The 16,644-nt window shown below is 66.4% G+C and carries 12 protein-coding genes; 8 read left to right on the top strand and 4 right to left on the bottom strand.

All coding sequences use genetic code 11. The features are described 5' to 3' along the window. Positions 1-104 precede the first annotated feature (104 nt). The 3 genes from AC0IXR_RS21545 to AC0IXR_RS21555 all read left to right on the top strand — a co-directional run bounded on the left by AC0IXR_RS21545 (position 105) and on the right by AC0IXR_RS21555 (position 3,910). Positions 105-1,892 (top strand): acyl-CoA dehydrogenase C-terminal domain-containing protein, encoded by a 1,788-nt coding sequence (locus AC0IXR_RS21545; RefSeq protein WP_311276375.1) that lies wholly within the window; start codon positions 105-107, stop codon positions 1,890-1,892. A gap of 206 nt (positions 1,893-2,098) precedes the next feature. Next, positions 2,099-3,307 carry an acetyl-CoA C-acetyltransferase gene (locus AC0IXR_RS21550; protein WP_311276376.1) on the top strand — a complete coding sequence of 403 codons (1,209 nt, stop codon included), beginning with the start codon at positions 2,099-2,101 and terminating at the stop codon, positions 3,305-3,307. Between the two features lie 120 nt (positions 3,308-3,427). Beyond that, positions 3,428-3,910: a DUF2059 domain-containing protein gene (locus tag AC0IXR_RS21555; RefSeq protein ID WP_056426222.1), complete on the top strand. Its 483-nt coding sequence runs from the start codon at positions 3,428-3,430 to the stop codon at positions 3,908-3,910. Positions 3,911-3,976: 66 nt separating this feature from the next. On the opposite strand, the gene AC0IXR_RS21560 is transcribed toward AC0IXR_RS21555, so the two are convergent. Continuing rightward, the gene (locus tag AC0IXR_RS21560; protein ID WP_082470028.1) at positions 3,977-4,762 is read right to left on the bottom strand and encodes an EAL domain-containing protein; all 786 of its coding nucleotides are present in this window, start codon (positions 4,760-4,762) and stop codon (positions 3,977-3,979) included. 110 nt (positions 4,763-4,872) lie between these two features. Between AC0IXR_RS21560 and AC0IXR_RS21565 the strand changes: the two genes are divergently transcribed. Continuing rightward, positions 4,873-7,077 carry a 3-hydroxyacyl-CoA dehydrogenase NAD-binding domain-containing protein gene (locus tag AC0IXR_RS21565; RefSeq protein WP_471762112.1) on the top strand — a complete coding sequence of 735 codons (2,205 nt, stop codon included), beginning with the start codon at positions 4,873-4,875 and terminating at the stop codon, positions 7,075-7,077. A gap of 60 nt (positions 7,078-7,137) precedes the next feature. Beyond that, positions 7,138-7,554, top strand: a complete 417-nt coding sequence (locus AC0IXR_RS21570) for a DUF779 domain-containing protein (protein WP_207411653.1) — start codon at positions 7,138-7,140, stop codon at positions 7,552-7,554. Positions 7,555-7,593: 39 nt separating this feature from the next. Here the strand turns inward: AC0IXR_RS21570 and AC0IXR_RS21575 are convergent, their stop codons facing one another. Continuing rightward, a complete protein-coding gene (locus tag AC0IXR_RS21575) occupies positions 7,594-8,595 on the bottom strand; it encodes an NADP-dependent oxidoreductase (RefSeq protein WP_471762113.1) in 1,002 nt (333 codons plus the stop codon). A gap of 42 nt (positions 8,596-8,637) precedes the next feature. Then, on the bottom strand, positions 8,638-9,426 hold the full coding sequence (locus tag AC0IXR_RS21580) for an SDR family NAD(P)-dependent oxidoreductase (protein WP_471762114.1): 789 nt from the start codon (positions 9,424-9,426) through the stop codon (positions 8,638-8,640). A gap of 110 nt (positions 9,427-9,536) precedes the next feature. Here AC0IXR_RS21580 and AC0IXR_RS21585 point away from each other — a divergent pair, with 110 nt between their 5' ends. Continuing rightward, complete coding sequence (locus AC0IXR_RS21585; protein ID WP_471762115.1) at positions 9,537-10,082, top strand: TetR/AcrR family transcriptional regulator; 546 nt, start codon at positions 9,537-9,539, stop codon at positions 10,080-10,082. Between the two features lie 209 nt (positions 10,083-10,291). Here the strand turns inward: AC0IXR_RS21585 and AC0IXR_RS21590 are convergent, their stop codons facing one another. Next, positions 10,292-12,823 (bottom strand): glycogen/starch/alpha-glucan phosphorylase, encoded by a 2,532-nt coding sequence (locus tag AC0IXR_RS21590; RefSeq protein ID WP_471762153.1) that lies wholly within the window; start codon positions 12,821-12,823, stop codon positions 10,292-10,294. Positions 12,824-13,152: 329 nt separating this feature from the next. Between AC0IXR_RS21590 and AC0IXR_RS21595 the strand changes: the two genes are divergently transcribed. Next, positions 13,153-14,778 carry an alpha-amylase family glycosyl hydrolase gene (locus AC0IXR_RS21595; RefSeq protein WP_471762117.1) on the top strand — a complete coding sequence of 542 codons (1,626 nt, stop codon included), beginning with the start codon at positions 13,153-13,155 and terminating at the stop codon, positions 14,776-14,778. A 146-nt stretch (positions 14,779-14,924) separates the two neighbouring features. Further along, positions 14,925-16,457 (top strand): glycogen synthase GlgA, encoded by a 1,533-nt coding sequence (glgA, locus tag AC0IXR_RS21600; protein ID WP_471762118.1) that lies wholly within the window; start codon positions 14,925-14,927, stop codon positions 16,455-16,457. Positions 16,458-16,644 lie beyond the last annotated feature (187 nt).

Below are 16,644 nucleotides of genomic sequence, written 5' to 3' on the forward strand. Positions count from 1 at the left end.
CCCCTTTCCCTCCGCACGGCGATAGTTTATATATGAACTATCAAGCGTGCCGGGGCTGAGAGGCCGAATCGGGCATGCGATCAAGCGGGTGGAGGACGGACGAGATGCCGAGTTATCGTGCACCGGTCGAGAACGTGCAGTTTCTCCTCAACGACGTCTTCGCCTTCCATGGACGCAACAACCTGCGCGGTTTCGCGGATGCGTCGCCCGACCTGATCCAGGCGGTTCTGGTCGAGGGCGCCAAGCTGGCCGAGGGCGTGCTCACCCCCCTCAATGCCGTGGGCGACAGGCAGGGCTGTACCCGCCAGGCGGATGGCAGCGTCTCCACGCCGGACGGGTTCAAGGCCGGCTACGACGCCTATGCCGAGGGCGGCTGGATGGGCATCTCCGTGCCGGAGGAATATGGCGGCCAGGGCCTGCCGCACACGATCAACACCGCGATCTCGGAATTCACCTCTTCGGCCAATCTGGCATTGGCCATGTATCCGGGCCTGACGCAGGGCGCGATGGCGGCCCTCCTCGTCCACGGCTCGGAGGAGCAGAAGGCGACTTATCTGCCCAAGATGGTGGAAGGCGCCTGGACCGGTACGATGAACCTCACCGAGCCCCATTGCGGCACGGATCTCGGGCTCCTCAAGACCAAGGCGGTGCCGAACGGCGACGGGTCCTACAGCCTCACGGGCACCAAGATCTTCATCTCGGCCGGCGAGCACGACCTGTCCGAGAACATCGTCCACCTCGTCATCGCCCGGATCGAGGGCGCGCCGGCCGGCACCAAGGGCATCTCCCTGTTCGTGGTGCCGAAATTCCTCGTCAACGAGGATGGATCGGTGGGTGAGCGGAACGGCGTCTCCTGCGGCTCCCTCGAACACAAGATGGGCATCCACGGCAATTCCACCTGCGTCATGAACTATGACGGCGCGAAGGGCTGGCTCGTCGGCCAGGAGAACCGCGGTCTCAATGCGATGTTCGTGATGATGAACGAAGCGCGCCTCGCGGTGGGCGTCCAGGGTCTCGCCCAGTCGGAGGTCGCCTACCAGAACGCGGTGGCTTACGCGAAGGACCGGCTCCAGGGCCGCGCCCTCACCGGCGCCAAGGCGCCGGACAAGGTGGCCGACCCGATCATCGTCCATCCCGACGTACGCCGGACCCTGATGGGCATCCGCGCCTTCAACGAGGCTGCCCGCGCGCTGGTGCTGTGGACCGCGCTTCAGGCCGATATCGGCCATCGCTCCGACGATGCGGCCGAGCGCCAGAAGGCCGAGGACCATATGGGCCTGATGACCCCGGTGGTGAAAGGCGTGCTCACGGACAAGGGCTTCGACAACGCGGTGGCGGCCCAGCAGCTCTTCGGCGGCCACGGCTACATCGAGGAATGGGGTATGTCGCAATTCGTGCGCGATGCCCGCATCGCCATGATCTACGAGGGCGCCAACGGCATCCAGGCCATGGACCTCATCGGCCGCAAGCTGCCCAAGGATGGCGGCCGGGCGATGATGAGCTTCCTCGCCGAGGTCCAGACCTTCATCAAGGACCATGACGAGGAGGCCGAGATGAAGCCGTTCACCGGCCCGCTCCAGGCCGGCCTGAACGACCTCCAGGGCGCCACCATGTGGTTCATGCAGAACGCCTTCTCCAAGCCCGACAATGCCGGGGCCGGCGCCACCGACTACATGCACCTCCTCGGCCTCGTCGCCATGGGCTACATGTGGGGCCGGATCGCCAAGGCGGCGCTGGCGCGCATCGCCCAGGGTCCGTCGCCGGAGATGGACGACAAGCTCGTCATCGGCCGGTTCTACATGGAGAGGACGCTGCCCGAGACCGCCCTGCGGCTAGTGCGGATCAAGGCCGGGGCCGACACGACCATGGCGTTGAGCGCCGAGGCGTTTTAGAGCGGACGACAGACTTTCAGTTCACCACGTCATTCCGGGACGCTCGCAGAGCGAGCCCGGAATCCAGAACCGCCAACGCGACAAACCTTGGATGTGTTCGCGGATCTGGATTCCGGGCTCCGCTTCGCGGCCCCGGAATGACGGCGAGACCGAGAGCAGACTTTGAAAGCCGTCGCTCCGCAGGAGCGGACAACAGGGAAACGCATATGCCCGAGGCCTTCATCTACGATCACGTCCGCACGCCGCGCGGCCGCGGCAAGCCGGATGGCGCGCTGCACGAGGTGACGGCCCTGCGCCTCGCCGAGACGGCCCTGCGCGCCCTTAAGGAGCGCAACGAACTCGACACGCGGCAGGTGGACGACGTCATCCTCGGCTGCGTCGATCCCGTCGGCGAGGCCGGTGGCGACATCGCCCGGGCGGCGGCCCTGGTGGCGGATTACGGCACCCATGTCCCCGGTGTGCAGATCAACCGCTTCTGCGCCTCCGGGCTCGACGCGGTGAACTTCGCCGCGGCCCAAATCATGGCCGGCCAGCACGACATGACGGTCGGCGGCGGCGTCGAATCCATGAGCCGCGTCGGCCTCGGCGCCTCCGGCGGGGCCTGGCCGGTGGACCCGGCCATCGCCATCAAATCCTGGTTCATGCCGCAGGGCGTGTCGGCCGATCTCATCGCCACGAAATACGGGTTCAGCCGCGACGAATGCGACGCCTACGCGGTCGAATCGCAAAAGCGCTCGGCGAAATCCTGGGCCGACGGGCTGTTCAGGAATTCCGTCGTCCCGGTGCGCGACGTCAACGGCATCACCCTGCTCCACACCGACGAGCACATGCGTCCCTCCACCGACATGCAGTCCTTGGCCGGGCTGAAGGCCTCCTTCGTCCAGATGGGCCAGATGGGCGGTTTCGACGCCGTGGCGGTCGATGCGCATCCCGACGTGGAGGTGGTCAACCACGTGCATCACGCCGGCAATTCCTCGGGGATCGTCGATGGCGCCGCCGCCGTGCTGGTGGGCTCGAAGGAAGCCGGCGAGCGGGCCGGCCTCAAGCCGCGCGCCCGTATCCGCGCCTTCGCCAATATCGGCTCGGACCCGGCCCTCATGCTCACCGGACCGGTGGACGTGACGAAGAAGGTGCTGGCCCGCGCCGGCATGACCATCGCCGATATCGACCTGTTCGAGGTCAACGAGGCGTTCGCCGCCGTGGTCCTGCGCTTCTGCCAGGCCTTCGGGCTCAATCCGTCCGAGGTGAACGTCAATGGAGGCGCCATCGCCATGGGCCATCCGCTGGGCGCCACCGGCGCCATGATCCTCGGCACGGTCCTCGACGAGCTGGAGCGCACGGGCAAGGAGCGCGCCCTCGTGACCCTCTGCATCGGCGCCGGAATGGGCACCGCCACGATCATCGAGCGGGTGTAGAACCGGGCCGGGGCGGGCTTTCGCCGGTCCCGCCTCCCAAACCCTTCGAAACGCTGTTAGACGGCGCGCTCCCGCCGCCGGAACCGGCGGCGCAAAGACAACATCGGGAGACACGCCAAGATGACACGCATTCTCGCCACCATGATGCTGACCACGGCATTGATGGCGCCGCTCGCCGCCCGCGCGGACGACATGTCCGACCGGGTCACGATCGCCAAGGATCTGGTTCAGAAGACGCTGATCAAGAACCTCGAAACCGGCTTCACCGGAGCTCTCGAGAAGACCGTGCAGCCGATGGCGGAAGACAAGGCCGAGGCCGTGCGCAAGGAAGTCCGCGCCGAGTTCGAGAAGCAGCGCGAAGTCATGATCGACGGTCTCTCGAAGGCCTATGCCGAGAAGTTCAACATCGATGAGCTCAAGCACCTCAGCGGCATCTACGACGACAAGATCTACCAGAAGTTCCAGGCGATCAATTCGGACCCGGCCTCGACCGTCACCGTCATCTCGCAGGGTGCGGTCACCAAGATCCTGAACATGCTGGCGATCGCCTCGGCCGGCGACAAGCCGGCCGCTCCGATGCCGCCCATGCCCGGCGCCAAGTAGAGACCGGCGCCAAGTAGAGACCGGCGCGAAGTAAAGCGCGAAGACTGGGAGGGGCTTCGCCCCGCCTTAGGACGCGAGGTCGAGGCGCGGCTCCCGCGCCTCGAAGCCGGAAACGCTCGGGAGGGCTTCGAGTTGGGGACGGGCGAAATAATAGCCTTGGAACAGATTCGCGCCGAGTTCGCGCATGGTCGCGAATTCCGCCTGCGTCTCGATTCCCTCGGCGATGACCTCGATGCCGAGTTGCCGCGCGATCGAGAGGATGCCCGCCGTGATAACCTGCCGCGCCCGGTCACGGTCGATGCCGCGCAGCAGGTCCATGTCGATCTTGATCAGGTCTGGCTGAAAGTTGGCCAGCAGGCTGAGCCCGGCGAAGCCGGCGCCGAAATCGTCGAGGGCCGTCAGGAAGCCCTGCCGGCGATACTCGTCGACGATGCGCTGGAGATGCGCGATGTCGCGGAATTTCTCGTTCTCGGTGAACTCGAACATGATCCGCTCATGAGCGAAGCCGAATTGGCGCGCCGCCTCCAGGGACGAGCGGATGCAGGCCGCGGGCTCGTAGACGGCGTTCGGCATGAAGTTGATCGACAACCTGGTGTCGTCGTCGGCCTGGAACAGGCGTCCGGCGAGTTCGATGGCACGCACCCGCGCGGCCTGATCGAACCGGTACATGGTCGCTTCGGTCACCTGCCCGAGGATCGATCCGGCGGACTGGCCCTCCGGGCCCCGGATGAGCGCTTCGTAGCCCCAGATCCGGTCGACCCTGGTATCGACGATCGGTTGAAAAGCCATGGTAAAATCAAGATCGAGATCGACGCCATCACGACATCCTTGGCAGGCCTTCCTCGACGCCATCAACTCTATCCCATGTTAAGACTTTGAACTTTCTCGGAAAACTATCCATCGGAAGGTTTTAGATCGCCTTAATGGATACGATTCCTTCGCCGAACCTTCGAGGGTCAGAAATGAATCTCACGAATTTCCGCTACGACGTCGATGCCGACGGGATCGCCCTCGCGACCTGGGACATGCCGGGCCGTTCGATGAACGTCTTCACCGAAGAGGTGATGAGCGACCTGCATCAGGTCATCGACGCCGTGGTGGCCGATCCCGATGTGAAGGGCTGCGTCATCACCTCCGGCAAGGACAACTTTTCCGGCGGCGCCGACCTGACCATGCTCCAGGGCCTCGGCCAGGCTTACGAGAAGCTGAAAGCCGAGAAGGGCGAGGAGGAGGCCATGCGCCACTTCTTCGAGGAATCGCGCAAGCTCACCCTGGTCTTCCGCAAGCTCGAGACCTGCGGCAAGCCCTTCGCGGCGGCGGTGAATGGCATCTGCCTCGGCGGCGCCTTCGAACTCTCGCTCTCCTGTCACCACCGGGTGCTGTCCGACGACCCGAAGACCCGCGTCGGCCTGCCCGAGATCAAGGTCGGGCTGTTCCCCGGCGCAGGCGGGACCCAGCGCGTCCCCCGCCTGATGCAGACCGGCGACGCCCTGCAGATGCTGTTCAAGGGCGAGCAGATCCGTCCGCTCATGGCCAAGAACATGGGCCTCGTCCACGAGGTCGCGCCGAAAGACGAGATCGTCGAGAAGGCCAAGGCCTGGATCAAGGCCGGCGGCTCGGCCGTGGCTCCCTGGGACCAGCCGAAGTTCAAGGCCCCCTCGGGCAAGGTCTATTCGCCCGCCGGCATGATGATCTGGCCCCCGGCCAATGCGATCTACCGCCGCGAGACCCACGACAATTATCCGGCCGCCAAGGCCATCCTCGCCTCGGTCTACGAGGGCCTGCAGCTGCCGATGGATCTCGCCCTGCGGGTCGAGAGCCGGTACTTCGCCAAGATCCTGCGCTCCAAGGAGGCGGCGGCGATGATCCGCACGCTGTTCATCTCCATGGGCGAGCTGAACAAGGGCGCGCGCCGGCCGAAGGAGATCGCCAAGACCAGCGTGAAGCGGGTGGGCGTCGTTGGCGCCGGCTTCATGGGGGCCGGGGTCGCCTACGTCACCGCCAATGCGGGGATGGAGGTGATCCTCCTCGACCAGTCCACCGAGGCGGCCGAGAAGGGCAAGGCCTACGCCCACAAGCTCGTCACCGACCAGATCAACAAGGGACGGGCCAAGACCGCCGACCGCGAGGCCTTGCTGGCGCGCATCACCACCAGCGCCGATTACGCCGACCTGTCATCCTGTGATCTCGTGATCGAGGCGGTGTTCGAAGACCCGAAGGTGAAGGCCGAGGTCATCGCCAAGGTGGAGGCGGTGATCGGCGAGGACGTGATCTTCGCCTCCAACACCTCGACCCTGCCGATCTCGGGCCTCGCCAAGGCGTCCCGGCGCGCGGGCAATTTCGTCGGCATCCACTTCTTCTCGCCGGTGGAGAAGATGATGCTCGTCGAGATCATCAAGGGCGAGCAGACCGGCGACGCCGCGCTCGCCACCGCCCTCGACTATGTCCGCGCGATCAAGAAGACGCCCATCGTCGTCAACGACAGCCGGGGCTTCTTCGCCAATCGCTGCGTCGGCGCCTATCTGTACGAGGGCCACAAGATGCTCATCGAGGGCATCCCCGCCGCCATGATCGAGAATGCCGGCCGGCAAGCGGGCATGCCGGTGGGACCCCTCTCCCTCACCGACGAGGTCGCCGTCGATCTCGCCCTGAAGATCGTCAAGGCCACCGAAGCGCAGCTCGGCGCCGAGGCGATCGACCCGGCCCAGAAGGCGCTCCTCACCACCCTGGTGGAGGGGGAAGGCCGGCACGGGCGCAAGAACCGGAAGGGCTTCTACGACTATCCGGAAGGCGCCTCGAAGAAGCTCTGGCCCGGCCTGTCGGAGCTCCAGACCACGCGAATCGATCCCGACGACGTCGATTTCACCGAGCTGAAGCAGCGGCTCCTGGTGGTCCAGGCCCTGGAGGCTGCCCGCACCGTGGGTGAAGGCGTGATCACCGACCCGCGCGAGGCGGATGTGGGCTCCATCCTCGGCTTCGGCTTCGCCCCTTTCACCGGCGGCGCCCTGTCCTACATCGACTTCATGGGTGCGAAAGCGTTCGTGGCCCTGGCCCAGGGCCTGGAGGCAAAGCACGGGTCGCGTTTCGCGGTGCCGGAGAATCTCCTGCGCATGGCGGAGGCCGGCGGCACTTTCTACGGCGAGGCCGCGGCCAAGAAGGCGGCGTGAACGAACACCTCGGCTCGGGACATTCCCCGGCCGAGGTCACATGACGGGAGGGAGCGTTCCATGAGCACGACCGAAGCGACCACCGCCGATCAGGTCGGCGCCGACGGAACGCCCCTGCGGGTCACCGCGACACCGGCCGCCATCGCGTTGATCGAGGAATTGCGCGCCGAGCACGGCCCGGTGATGTTCCACCAATCGGGCGGATGCTGCGATGGCTCGTCGCCCATGTGCTACCCGGTGGGAGATTTTCTCACCGGCGACAGCGACGTCCATCTCGGCCAGGTGGCCGGCGCCGATTTCTGGATCAGCCGCCCGCAATTCCAGGTCTGGAAGCACACCCACCTCATCCTCGACGTGGTGCCCGGCCGCGGCGGCATGTTCTCGCTGGAGAACGGCCGCGACAAGCGCTTCCTCATCCGCTCGCGGATCTTTACCGAGGCCGAGAACACGGCCTTGGAAGGCGCGTGCCGGATCTGATCGGGAGGCCGAGGGGCCTGACCCCATCCGATGGCACCGTCATCGGATCTCGACCACGACCTTGCCCTTGGACCGGCCTGCTTCGAGCTCCGTCAGGGCCGCATCCGTCTCGGCGAAGGAGACCACCCGGTCGATGACCGGGCGGATGGTCCCGGCTTCGATCAGCGCCGCGATCTCCGCCAGCTGCGCCCCGTTCGCCCGCATGAATAGGAACGCGTAATTGACGCCGCGTGCCTTTGCCTTGCGCCGGATTCCGAGGCTCAGCAGGCGCATGACCTGCACGAAGAGCCAGTTCAGCCCCTGGACCTTCGCGAAGGCCGGGTCCGGCGGGCCGGAGATCGAGATCAGTTTTCCACCGGGCTTGAGCACGTCCAGCGACTTTCGAAGCGTATCGCCGTCGAGGCTGTTCAAGACGACATCGTAGCCGGACAGGACCGTCTCGAAGTCCTGGCGCTTGTAGTCGATGACGATATCGGCGCCGAGGCTCCTGACGAGGTCGGCATTCCCCGCGCTCGCCGTGGTCGCGACCGTGGCGCCGAGATGCTTGGCGAGCTGGATGGCGAAGGTGCCGACGCCGCCGGAACCGGCATGAATGAGCACCTTGTCGCCCGGCTCGACCTTGGCCACCTCGACCAGGGCCTGCCAAGCGGTCAGGCCGACGAGAGGGATCGAAGCCGCCTCGGCCATCGACAGGTTGCCGGGCTTGAGCGCGACATCGGCTTCGGCGACGGCGATACGCTCGGCGAGGGTGCCGATGCGGCCATCGCGCGGCCGCGCATAGACTTTGTCACCCGCTTTGAAGCGTCGGCCCCCCGCCCCGACCCGGATGACGGTCCCGGCGAGATCGTGCCCCAGGACGAAGGGCGGCTTGTATGGCAGGAGCAGCTTGAACTCGCCGTTGCGGATCTTGGCGTCCAGGACGTTGAGCCCGGCCGCCGCGATTTCGACCAGGACGTCGCCGGGCCCGATCGTGGGCTCCGGCGTATCGCCCAGGCGAAGCGGCTGCTTCTTCTTGTATCGATCGAGGATGAACGCCTTCACGGGACTACGCCCTCCGAACGGGGAATTTGGGGCCTGAACGGTTCATGCGGCGGGGGCGTAGCGCGGTGCGGGGAGAATCTGGGCAAAGCCCGGGATCATCGCCTGCCGCGCCGCCTGGAAGGCGTCCCATTGCCCGACGTCATGTAACGGCGGGATCGTCACGGGCTCCCGCCTGTCGAACCCCGCGAGAGCGGCGTCGACGAGGTCATCGACCTCCATCATCGGCGGCAGCAATGCCGGATCGACCCCTGAACGGCTCCAGATCTCGGTTCGGGTGGCGGCGGGCAGAACGGCCTGAACATAGACGCCCTTGGGCGACAATTCGTGGCTCAGGCCCTGGGACAGGAAGAGGACGAAGGCCTTTGTCGCCCCGTAGACCGTCATGCCGAATTCCGGGACCAGGCCGACCACCGAACCGATATTGACGATGGCGCCTTCACCGGCCTTGGCGAAGCGGGGCGCGACCGCGCTGGCGAGCCGGACCAGCGACGTCGTGTTGAGGGTGACGAGCCGTTCGACATCGTCGGTGGCCTGCTCGACGAAGCTGCCGCCGACATTGGCGCCGGCATTGTTCACGAGAATGCCGATGCGGTCGTCGTCGCGCAGCCGCGTCTCGACCGCCCGAACCTGATCCGAAGCGGTGAGGTCGGCCGGCAGGACGTCGACGGCTATGCCGTAGTCACCGCGTAGGCGGCCGGCGAGGTCGTCCATCCGCGCTTTGTCGCGGGCGACCAGCACGAGGTCGTGCCCGCGCCTGGCGAAGCGGTCTGCATAGGTCGCGCCGATTCCGGTCGAGGCTCCCGTGACGAGAACCGAGCTCTTGCTTGCCATGGGACATACCTCTTCCCGCGGGACCAATTATCATGATCGCTATCATGATTGAAACTGAATATGATCGCGATCATAATAGTGTCAACGGGGTCCATCGGGATTTTTTCGAGATGCGTGTCACGCAGGAGCAGATGCGGGAGAACCGCCGCCGTATTCTGGACGCGGCGAGCCGCCTGTACCGCGAGAAGGGCTATGATTCAGTTGGAGTCGCCGAGGTGATGAAGGCCGCGGGCCTCACGCATGGCGGCTTCTACGGTCACTTCTCATCGAAGGAGGATCTCATGGCGCATGCCATCGCCCATATGACGAGCGAGGCATCGGGCAAGGGGAGCGACCTGTCGGCCTTCGTCGCGACTTATCTGTCACCCGCACATCGGGACGACGCGGCGAACGGGTGCCCGATGGCGGCCTTGGCGGCGGATGTGCGCCATCGCCCACCGGCGACGCGTGCAGCCATGACGACGGGCATCCGCGCGCAGATCGACCAACTGGTTCGAGCACTGCCCGACAGCGTCGACACGGATCGACGCCGCGAGGCCATCGGCACCTACGCGGCCATGATCGGCGCGCTGGTCCTGGCGCGAGCGGTCGAGGATCCCGCGCTCTCAGAGGAGATCCTCGACGAGACGCGCGCCTGGATGAACCCCGGCCCGTGACGCCGAGGTGCCGCGATTCCACGCGGCAGGGCGGGCGCCGCCGACGACGCTACGCGTCGCAAGCCTGACGGATGAAGACCGCATCCGAGGTCTTAAAGTGCCTCACAGAACTCCCGGTCACCGTCGGTTCTCGCTCAAGCCACGACGGCGCAGCGGGAGTTTTGTGGGAGACACTTACCCGCAAGCGAAGGACGGGCGAGCCTTCCGGCTCACCCCACCTTCACCCGCCAGATGTCGTCGGCATATTCGCGCATGGAGCGGTCGGAGGAGAACCAGGCCATCCGGGCGGTGTTGAGGATGGCCTTCTTCCACCAGCTGGCCTTGTCGATCCAGGCGGCGTCGATCTCGCGCTGGACGCGCCAGTAATCGTCGAAATCGACCGTGAGCAGGTAGCGGTCGTTGTGGCGCAGGTCGTCCACGATCGGCTGGAAGCGGCCGCGCTCCTCCGGCGAGAACCCACCCGCCTCGATGAAATCGAGGGCAGCGGCGAGGCGCGGTGAGGCCGCGATGGCCCGGGCGGCGTAATCCGGCTCGGCCGCCCGCTTCTGAACCCCGGCCGCGTCGAGGCCGAAGATGAAGATGTTGTCCGCCCCCACATGGTCGCGGATCTCGATATTGGCGCCGTCGAGCGTGCCCACGGTGAGCGCGCCGTTCAGCGCCAGTTTCATGTTGCCGGTGCCCGAGGCCTCCATGCCGGCGGTGGAGATCTGCTCAGACAAGTCGGAGCCGGGGATGATCGCCTCGGCGAGGCTGACGCGGTAATTCGGCAGGAACACCACCTTGAGCCGGCCGGCGATATCCGGGTCGCCGTTGACGAGCTTGGCGACATCGCAGGCGAGCTTGATGATGAGCTTGGCCTGGACGTAGCTCGGCGCCGCCTTCCCGCCGAAGATCTTGACGCGGGGCGTCCAGTCCTTGTGCGGCTCGGCCTTGATCGCCTGGTAGAGCGCCACGGTCTCGATGACGTTGAGAAGCTGGCGCTTGTATTCGTGGATCCGCTTGATCTGCGTGTCGAACAGGGCCGACGGATCGATGACGATGCCGGTATTCTCGGCCACCACCTTGGCGAGGGCCTCCTTGCGGGATGTGCGCATGGCGGCGTAGCGGGCCTGGAAGGCGGGATCGGCGGCGTGATCGGCCAGCCCCAGCAGCGCCTCGGGATCGTCGAGGACGCGCTCGCCCACCACCTCCACGGCGAGCTTCGTCAGCTCCGGATTGCAGTTGTGGAACCAGCGCCGGAAGGTGATCCCGTTGGTCTTGTTGACGATCTTGTCGGTGTCGAGGGCGTGGAGGTCCTTGAACACCGTGGAGCGCATCAGGTCGGTGTGGAGCGCCGAGACGCCGTTCACCCGGCGGGCGCCCAGGAAGGCGAGATGGCCCATCCGCACGCGCTTGCCGTTGGCCTCGTCGATGAGCGAGACCGAGGCGAGCTGTGCCGCATCGGCCCTGCCGTGGCGTCCCTGCTCTTCGAGATGCATCCAGTTGATCAGGTAGATGATCTGCATGTGGCGCGGCAGCAGCCGCTCCATCAGCTCCACCGGCCAGGTCTCCAGCGCCTCCGGCAGGAGGGTGTGGTTGGTGTAGCTCAGCGTGTTGGTGGTGATGTGCCAGGCATCCTCCCAGGTCACGCCATGATCCTCGAGGAGGATGCGCATCAGCTCCGGCACGGCGATGGCCGGATGGGTGTCGTTGAGCTGGATCGCGGCATGGTCGGGCAGCGAGCGCAGGTCACCGCGCTCGGCCACGTGCCGGGAAACGAGGTCCTGCAGCGAGGCCGAGGTGAAGAAGTATTCCTGGCGCAGGCGGAGTTCTTGGCCGGTCTCGGAGGAATCGCTGGGATAGAGCACCCGCGAGATCGCTTCGACCTTGGAGCGGGCGGCCACCGCGCCCACATGGTCGCCGCCGTTGAACTGCGCGAGTTCGAGGGGCGATTCCGCCTCCGCCTTCCAGAGCCGCAGCGTGTTGACGTGCTTGCCCCGCCAGCCAACCACGGGGACGTCATGGGCCACGGCCAGAACGGTCTCCGCCGGGTGCCAGTGCCGGCGGATCACGCCGTCCGAGATCGCCGACATGGTGACATGGCCGCCGAACCCGATCGTGTAGGTCGCCTCGGGCCGGACGAACTCCCAGGGATTGCCCTCGGCGAGCCAGGTTTCCGGCGCTTCCTTCTGCCAGCCATCCTCAAGGGATTGCTTGAACAGGCCGTGATCGTAGCGGATGCCGTAGCCGATGGCGGGGATCGACAGGCTCGCCATGCTCTCCATGAAACAGGCGGCGAGACGGCCGAGACCGCCATTGCCGAGCGCCGCGTCCGGTTCGGCCGCCTCGACGTCGCCGAGATCGATGCCGAGGTCGCGTAAGGCCCGGCGGGTCGTGTCGACGAGGCCGAGATTGTTCATGGCGTCGGATAGGAGCCGGCCGATGAGGAATTCGAGGGAGAGGTAATAGACCCGCTTGTTGGGAATGCTCGTGGACCTGCCGTCCATGCAGGCATCGACGATCCGGTCGCGCAGGGCCAGGGCGGTGGCGGCGAACCAGTCCCTCTCGCGAGCGGTCTCGGGGGTCTTGCCGATGGCATAGGCGAGCTTGGCGAGGATGGCTTCGCGCAGATCCGCCACGGGGTCGCCGGATGCCGGTTTCGCGGGAGCGCTCCAGCCCGGCCGGGCCGGCGCTTCCGCCGCGGCGGCGCGCGTGCCGGTCTCGTCACTCCGTGCGGAGGCGGCCAGGATTTCGTTCAGCATGGTCTCGTTCCCCCATAGTGTCGCTGCCGCGACGCCGATTTCGCCACCCGCTTCTTCCGGCGGTGACCGCTCGGCGATGGCGATATCGATGAGGTCGGCCCATGGGACCAAGCGGTCCCGCTGCCCGCGCCCGATCCTCGCGATTCGCCAACCTCACATCGAAACAGCGCGGGAATGAGACCATTTCGCGCTGAAGGTTTCATGAATGCGGCAGATGAGCGCTGGCGCGCCATGAGGCGGACACAGCCACGGTGGGGTCGCTTGACGCGCCCGCGCAGGCTAGGCTGTTGCCGCCATCGGGGCGTGAATCGGGTCAGACCGGGGGACGGATGACGTCAGGCGAGACGACTTTTCCGGATCTGGCGAAAGCCGTCTGGTGGAAGCGGGGGACCGTCTATCAGGTCTATCCGCGCTCGTTCCAGGACACCAACGGCGACGGTGTCGGCGATCTCGCCGGCATCACGCGCCGCCTCGATTACCTCGCTTGGCTCGGCGTCGACGCCGTCTGGATCTCACCGATCTATCCGTCGCCCATGGCCGATTACGGCTACGACGTCGCCGATTATTGCGGCGTCGACCCGCTCTTCGGCAGCCTCGCCGATCTGGACGAGCTGGTCGCCCAGGCCCATGCCCGGCGGCTCAAGGTCATCCTCGATTTCGTGCCGAACCATTCCTCCATCGCGCATCCCTGGTTCACGGAGAGCCGCGCGTCGCGCGAGAATCCCCGCCGGGACTGGTACATCTGGCGCGATCCCGCGCCGGATGGCGGACCGCCCAACAATTGGCTGAGCAATTTCGGCGGCCCGGCCTGGACCTTCGACGAGGCGAGCGGCCAGTATTATTACCACGCCTTCCTGGCCGAGCAGCCGGACCTGAACTGGCGCAATCCGGCGGTGCGGGAAGCGATGCACGACGTGCTGCGCTTCTGGCTCGACCGGGGGATCGACGGGTTCCGCGTCGACGTGATCTGGCACCTGATGAAGGACGAGGGTTTTCGCGACAATCCCGCGAACCCGGCCTTCCACCCCGAACAGCCGGAGATCAACCGGTTCGATCAGGTCTATTCCGCCGACCGCCCGGAAGTGTTCGACATCATCGCCGGCATGCGCCGCGTGCTGGACGGTTACGACGACCGGGTGCTGATCGGCGAGATCTACCTGCCGATCGAGCGGCTGGTGGCCTATTACGGCCCCGGTCTGACCGGCGTCGATCTGCCCTTCAACTTCCAGCTCATCCAGACCCCGTGGCAGGCCGATGCCGTGGCGGCCCTGGTGGACGAGTACGAGGAGGCGCTGCCCCCGGGCGGATGGCCGAACTGGGTGCTGGGCAACCACGACCAGCCCCGCATCGCCGCGCGGATCGGCGAGGCGCAGGCGCGGATCGCGGCGATCCTCCTCCTCACCTTACGCGGCACGCCCACGGTCTATTACGGCGACGAGATCGGCCTCGCCCATGTGGAGATCCCGCCGGAGCGGATGCGCGACCCCTGGGGCTTCAACGAACCGGGCCATGGCCGCGACCCGGAACGGACCCCGATGCAGTGGGACGACACCGAACATGCTGGTTTCAGCGAGGCCGAACCCTGGCTTCCCCTGAGCGCTGACCGGGACAGGCGGCACGTGGAGGCGTTGCGGGACGATTCCACTTCGATCCTCACCCTTTACCGGCGGCTCCTGCATCTCCGCCGCGCCTATCCGGCTTTGGCGGTGGGAAGCTACCGCCGGCTCGATACGGACGGGCTCGAACACGTCCTGGCCTATGAGAGGATGGAGGCCGGCGAGACCGTGCGGATCGTGCTGAACTTCTCGGCGTCACCGGTCCGGTTCCCGCTAGTGGGCGAATCAGGCTGGAGCGTTCTCCTCTCCACCCATCCCGGGCGGGCCGATATCGGCGCCTCGGAGGTGCTCGACATGGCTGGAAACGAGGGCGTGATCCTGCTCAAACACCCGGATTGAAGCCTCGCACGCTGAGGGAGGCGGAAAAAACTATCGCGGCGCGACATTTTCCCCGCGCCGCAGCAAACTGAACGTAGTATTAACCGACCCAGTGGCTTGAGTTGTGCATCGCGAAGAGCACGATCTGCCCTAGAGGTCTCCATCATATGCCGGCGACGACCACCTCCAGTGCCGACCTCGCCTCGCCGATTTTCGCCTCCGGCGCGGCCGATGCCGAGGTGATCCGGAGCCTCTCGCTCCAGCCGCGCATCCTCTACGCAACCCCGGAAATGTCGGATTTTGTGAAGACCGGCGGTCTGGGCGAAGTCGCCGGCGCCCTGCCCCGGTCGCTCCGCCGCCATTACGACGTCCGCGTGCTCATTCCCGGCTATCGCCAGGTGGTGGACCGGTTCGACCACATCCCCGTCGTCGCCCATCTGCGCGGCCATGCCGGCATACCGCCCTGCGATCTCGGCCTCATCGAAACCGGGGACGGGCTCAAAGTCTACGTCATCCTCAGCGCGGACCTCTACCAGCGCGACGGGACGCCCTATGGCGACGCGCAGGGGGATTTTCGCGACAACGACCTTCGCTTCGCGCGTCTCAGCCTCGCGGCGGCGGAACTCACCGGCGGGGTCGACCCGTCCTGGTCGGCCGACCTGCTTCACCTCAACGACTGGCAGACGGCGCTCGCCCCCGCCTATCTCGAATGGACCGGGCAGCGCGTCCCCAGCGTGCTGACGATCCACAATCTCGCCTATCAGGGCCTGTTCCCGAGCGATTCCCTCGGTCGCCTCGGCATCCCGGACGGGGCCTTCCAGATGGATGGCTGCGAGTTCTACGGGCATCTCTCCTTCCTCAAGGCCGGCATCTACTACGCCTCGCACGTCACCACGGTGAGCGAGACTTATGCCCGCGAGATCATGATGCCGGAATCCGGCTGCGGCCTCGACGGATTGCTGCGCACGCGCGCCGCCCAGGGGCGGCTGGCCGGCATCCTCAACGGGATCGACGAGAGTTGGGACCCGCGCACCGATCCCCACCTCGCCACTCGGTTCGAGGCGGACGACTGGAAGGGCAAGCGCGCCAATGCCGAGACGGTGCGCCGTAAGTTCGGCCTCGCCGTATCGCGCGGCCCGCTCTTCGCCATCGTCTCGCGCCTCGTCCACCAGAAGGGCATCGACCTCAGCCTCAGCGCAGCCGAGACCATCGTGGCCGAGGGCGGTCAGATCGTCGTCATCGGCGAGGGTGAGCGCCGCTTCGAGACCGCGCTCAGCGATCTCGCCCGCCGCCATCCGGATGCCGTCGGGGTCCATGTGGGGTTCGAGGAGAAGGAAGCGCGGCGGATGTTCGCCGGAAGCGACTTCCTGCTGATGCCCTCGCGTTTCGAGCCCTGCGGACTCGCACAGATGTACGCCCAGCGTTTCGGCTCGCTGCCGATCGTGCGCCGCACCGGCGGCCTCGCCGACACGGTGGAGGACGGCGTGACCGGCTTCACCTTCGGTGAAGCGTCACAGACGGGTTTCCTCGGCGCGGTCCGCCGCGCCCTCGACACGTTCGGCGAGAAGAAGCGCCTCAACGCCATGCGCCGCCGCGCCATGTCCCGCTCCTTCACCTGGGACGGCGCCGCCATGGATTACTCGGCGCTCTACGCCCGGGCTTTGGGGAATGGCGGCGGTCTCCGCGCCCAGACTGTCTGAGAGTCGGTCTCCGACCGATCTTAGCGTCCGAACAGCCGATTTGCATTGTTTTCCAAAGCTTTACCTCATCCTGAGGTGCCGCGCAGCGGCCTCGAAGGAGCCCTCCAGGGATCGCTTCGGTCTCTGGAGGGCTCCCTCAAGGCCTCCGCTACGCTCCGGCGCCTCAAGATGAGGTGGTCGGTTTGGA

The sequence above is a fragment of the Methylobacterium sp. AC832 genome (assembly GCF_979256025.1).

Excerpts from the sequence above, each read along its gene's own strand:
- AC0IXR_RS21545 (WP_311276375.1), top strand. The coding sequence starts at position 105 with ATGCCGAGTTATCGTGCACCGGTCGAGAACGTGCAGTTTCTCCTCAAC.
- AC0IXR_RS21550 (WP_311276376.1), top strand. The coding sequence starts at position 2,099 with ATGCCCGAGGCCTTCATCTACGATCACGTCCGCACGCCGCGCGGCCGC.
- AC0IXR_RS21555 (WP_056426222.1), top strand. The coding sequence starts at position 3,428 with ATGACACGCATTCTCGCCACCATGATGCTGACCACGGCATTGATGGCG.
- AC0IXR_RS21560 (WP_082470028.1), bottom strand. The coding sequence starts at position 4,762 with ATGGCGTCGAGGAAGGCCTGCCAAGGATGTCGTGATGGCGTCGATCTC.
- AC0IXR_RS21565 (WP_471762112.1), top strand. The coding sequence starts at position 4,873 with ATGAATCTCACGAATTTCCGCTACGACGTCGATGCCGACGGGATCGCC.
- AC0IXR_RS21570 (WP_207411653.1), top strand. The coding sequence starts at position 7,138 with ATGAGCACGACCGAAGCGACCACCGCCGATCAGGTCGGCGCCGACGGA.
- AC0IXR_RS21580 (WP_471762114.1), bottom strand. The coding sequence starts at position 9,426 with ATGGCAAGCAAGAGCTCGGTTCTCGTCACGGGAGCCTCGACCGGAATC.
- AC0IXR_RS21585 (WP_471762115.1), top strand. The coding sequence starts at position 9,537 with ATGCGTGTCACGCAGGAGCAGATGCGGGAGAACCGCCGCCGTATTCTG.
- AC0IXR_RS21590 (WP_471762153.1), bottom strand. The coding sequence starts at position 12,823 with ATGCTGAACGAAATCCTGGCCGCCTCCGCACGGAGTGACGAGACCGGC.
- AC0IXR_RS21595 (WP_471762117.1), top strand. The coding sequence starts at position 13,153 with ATGACGTCAGGCGAGACGACTTTTCCGGATCTGGCGAAAGCCGTCTGG.
- glgA (WP_471762118.1), top strand. The coding sequence starts at position 14,925 with ATGCCGGCGACGACCACCTCCAGTGCCGACCTCGCCTCGCCGATTTTC.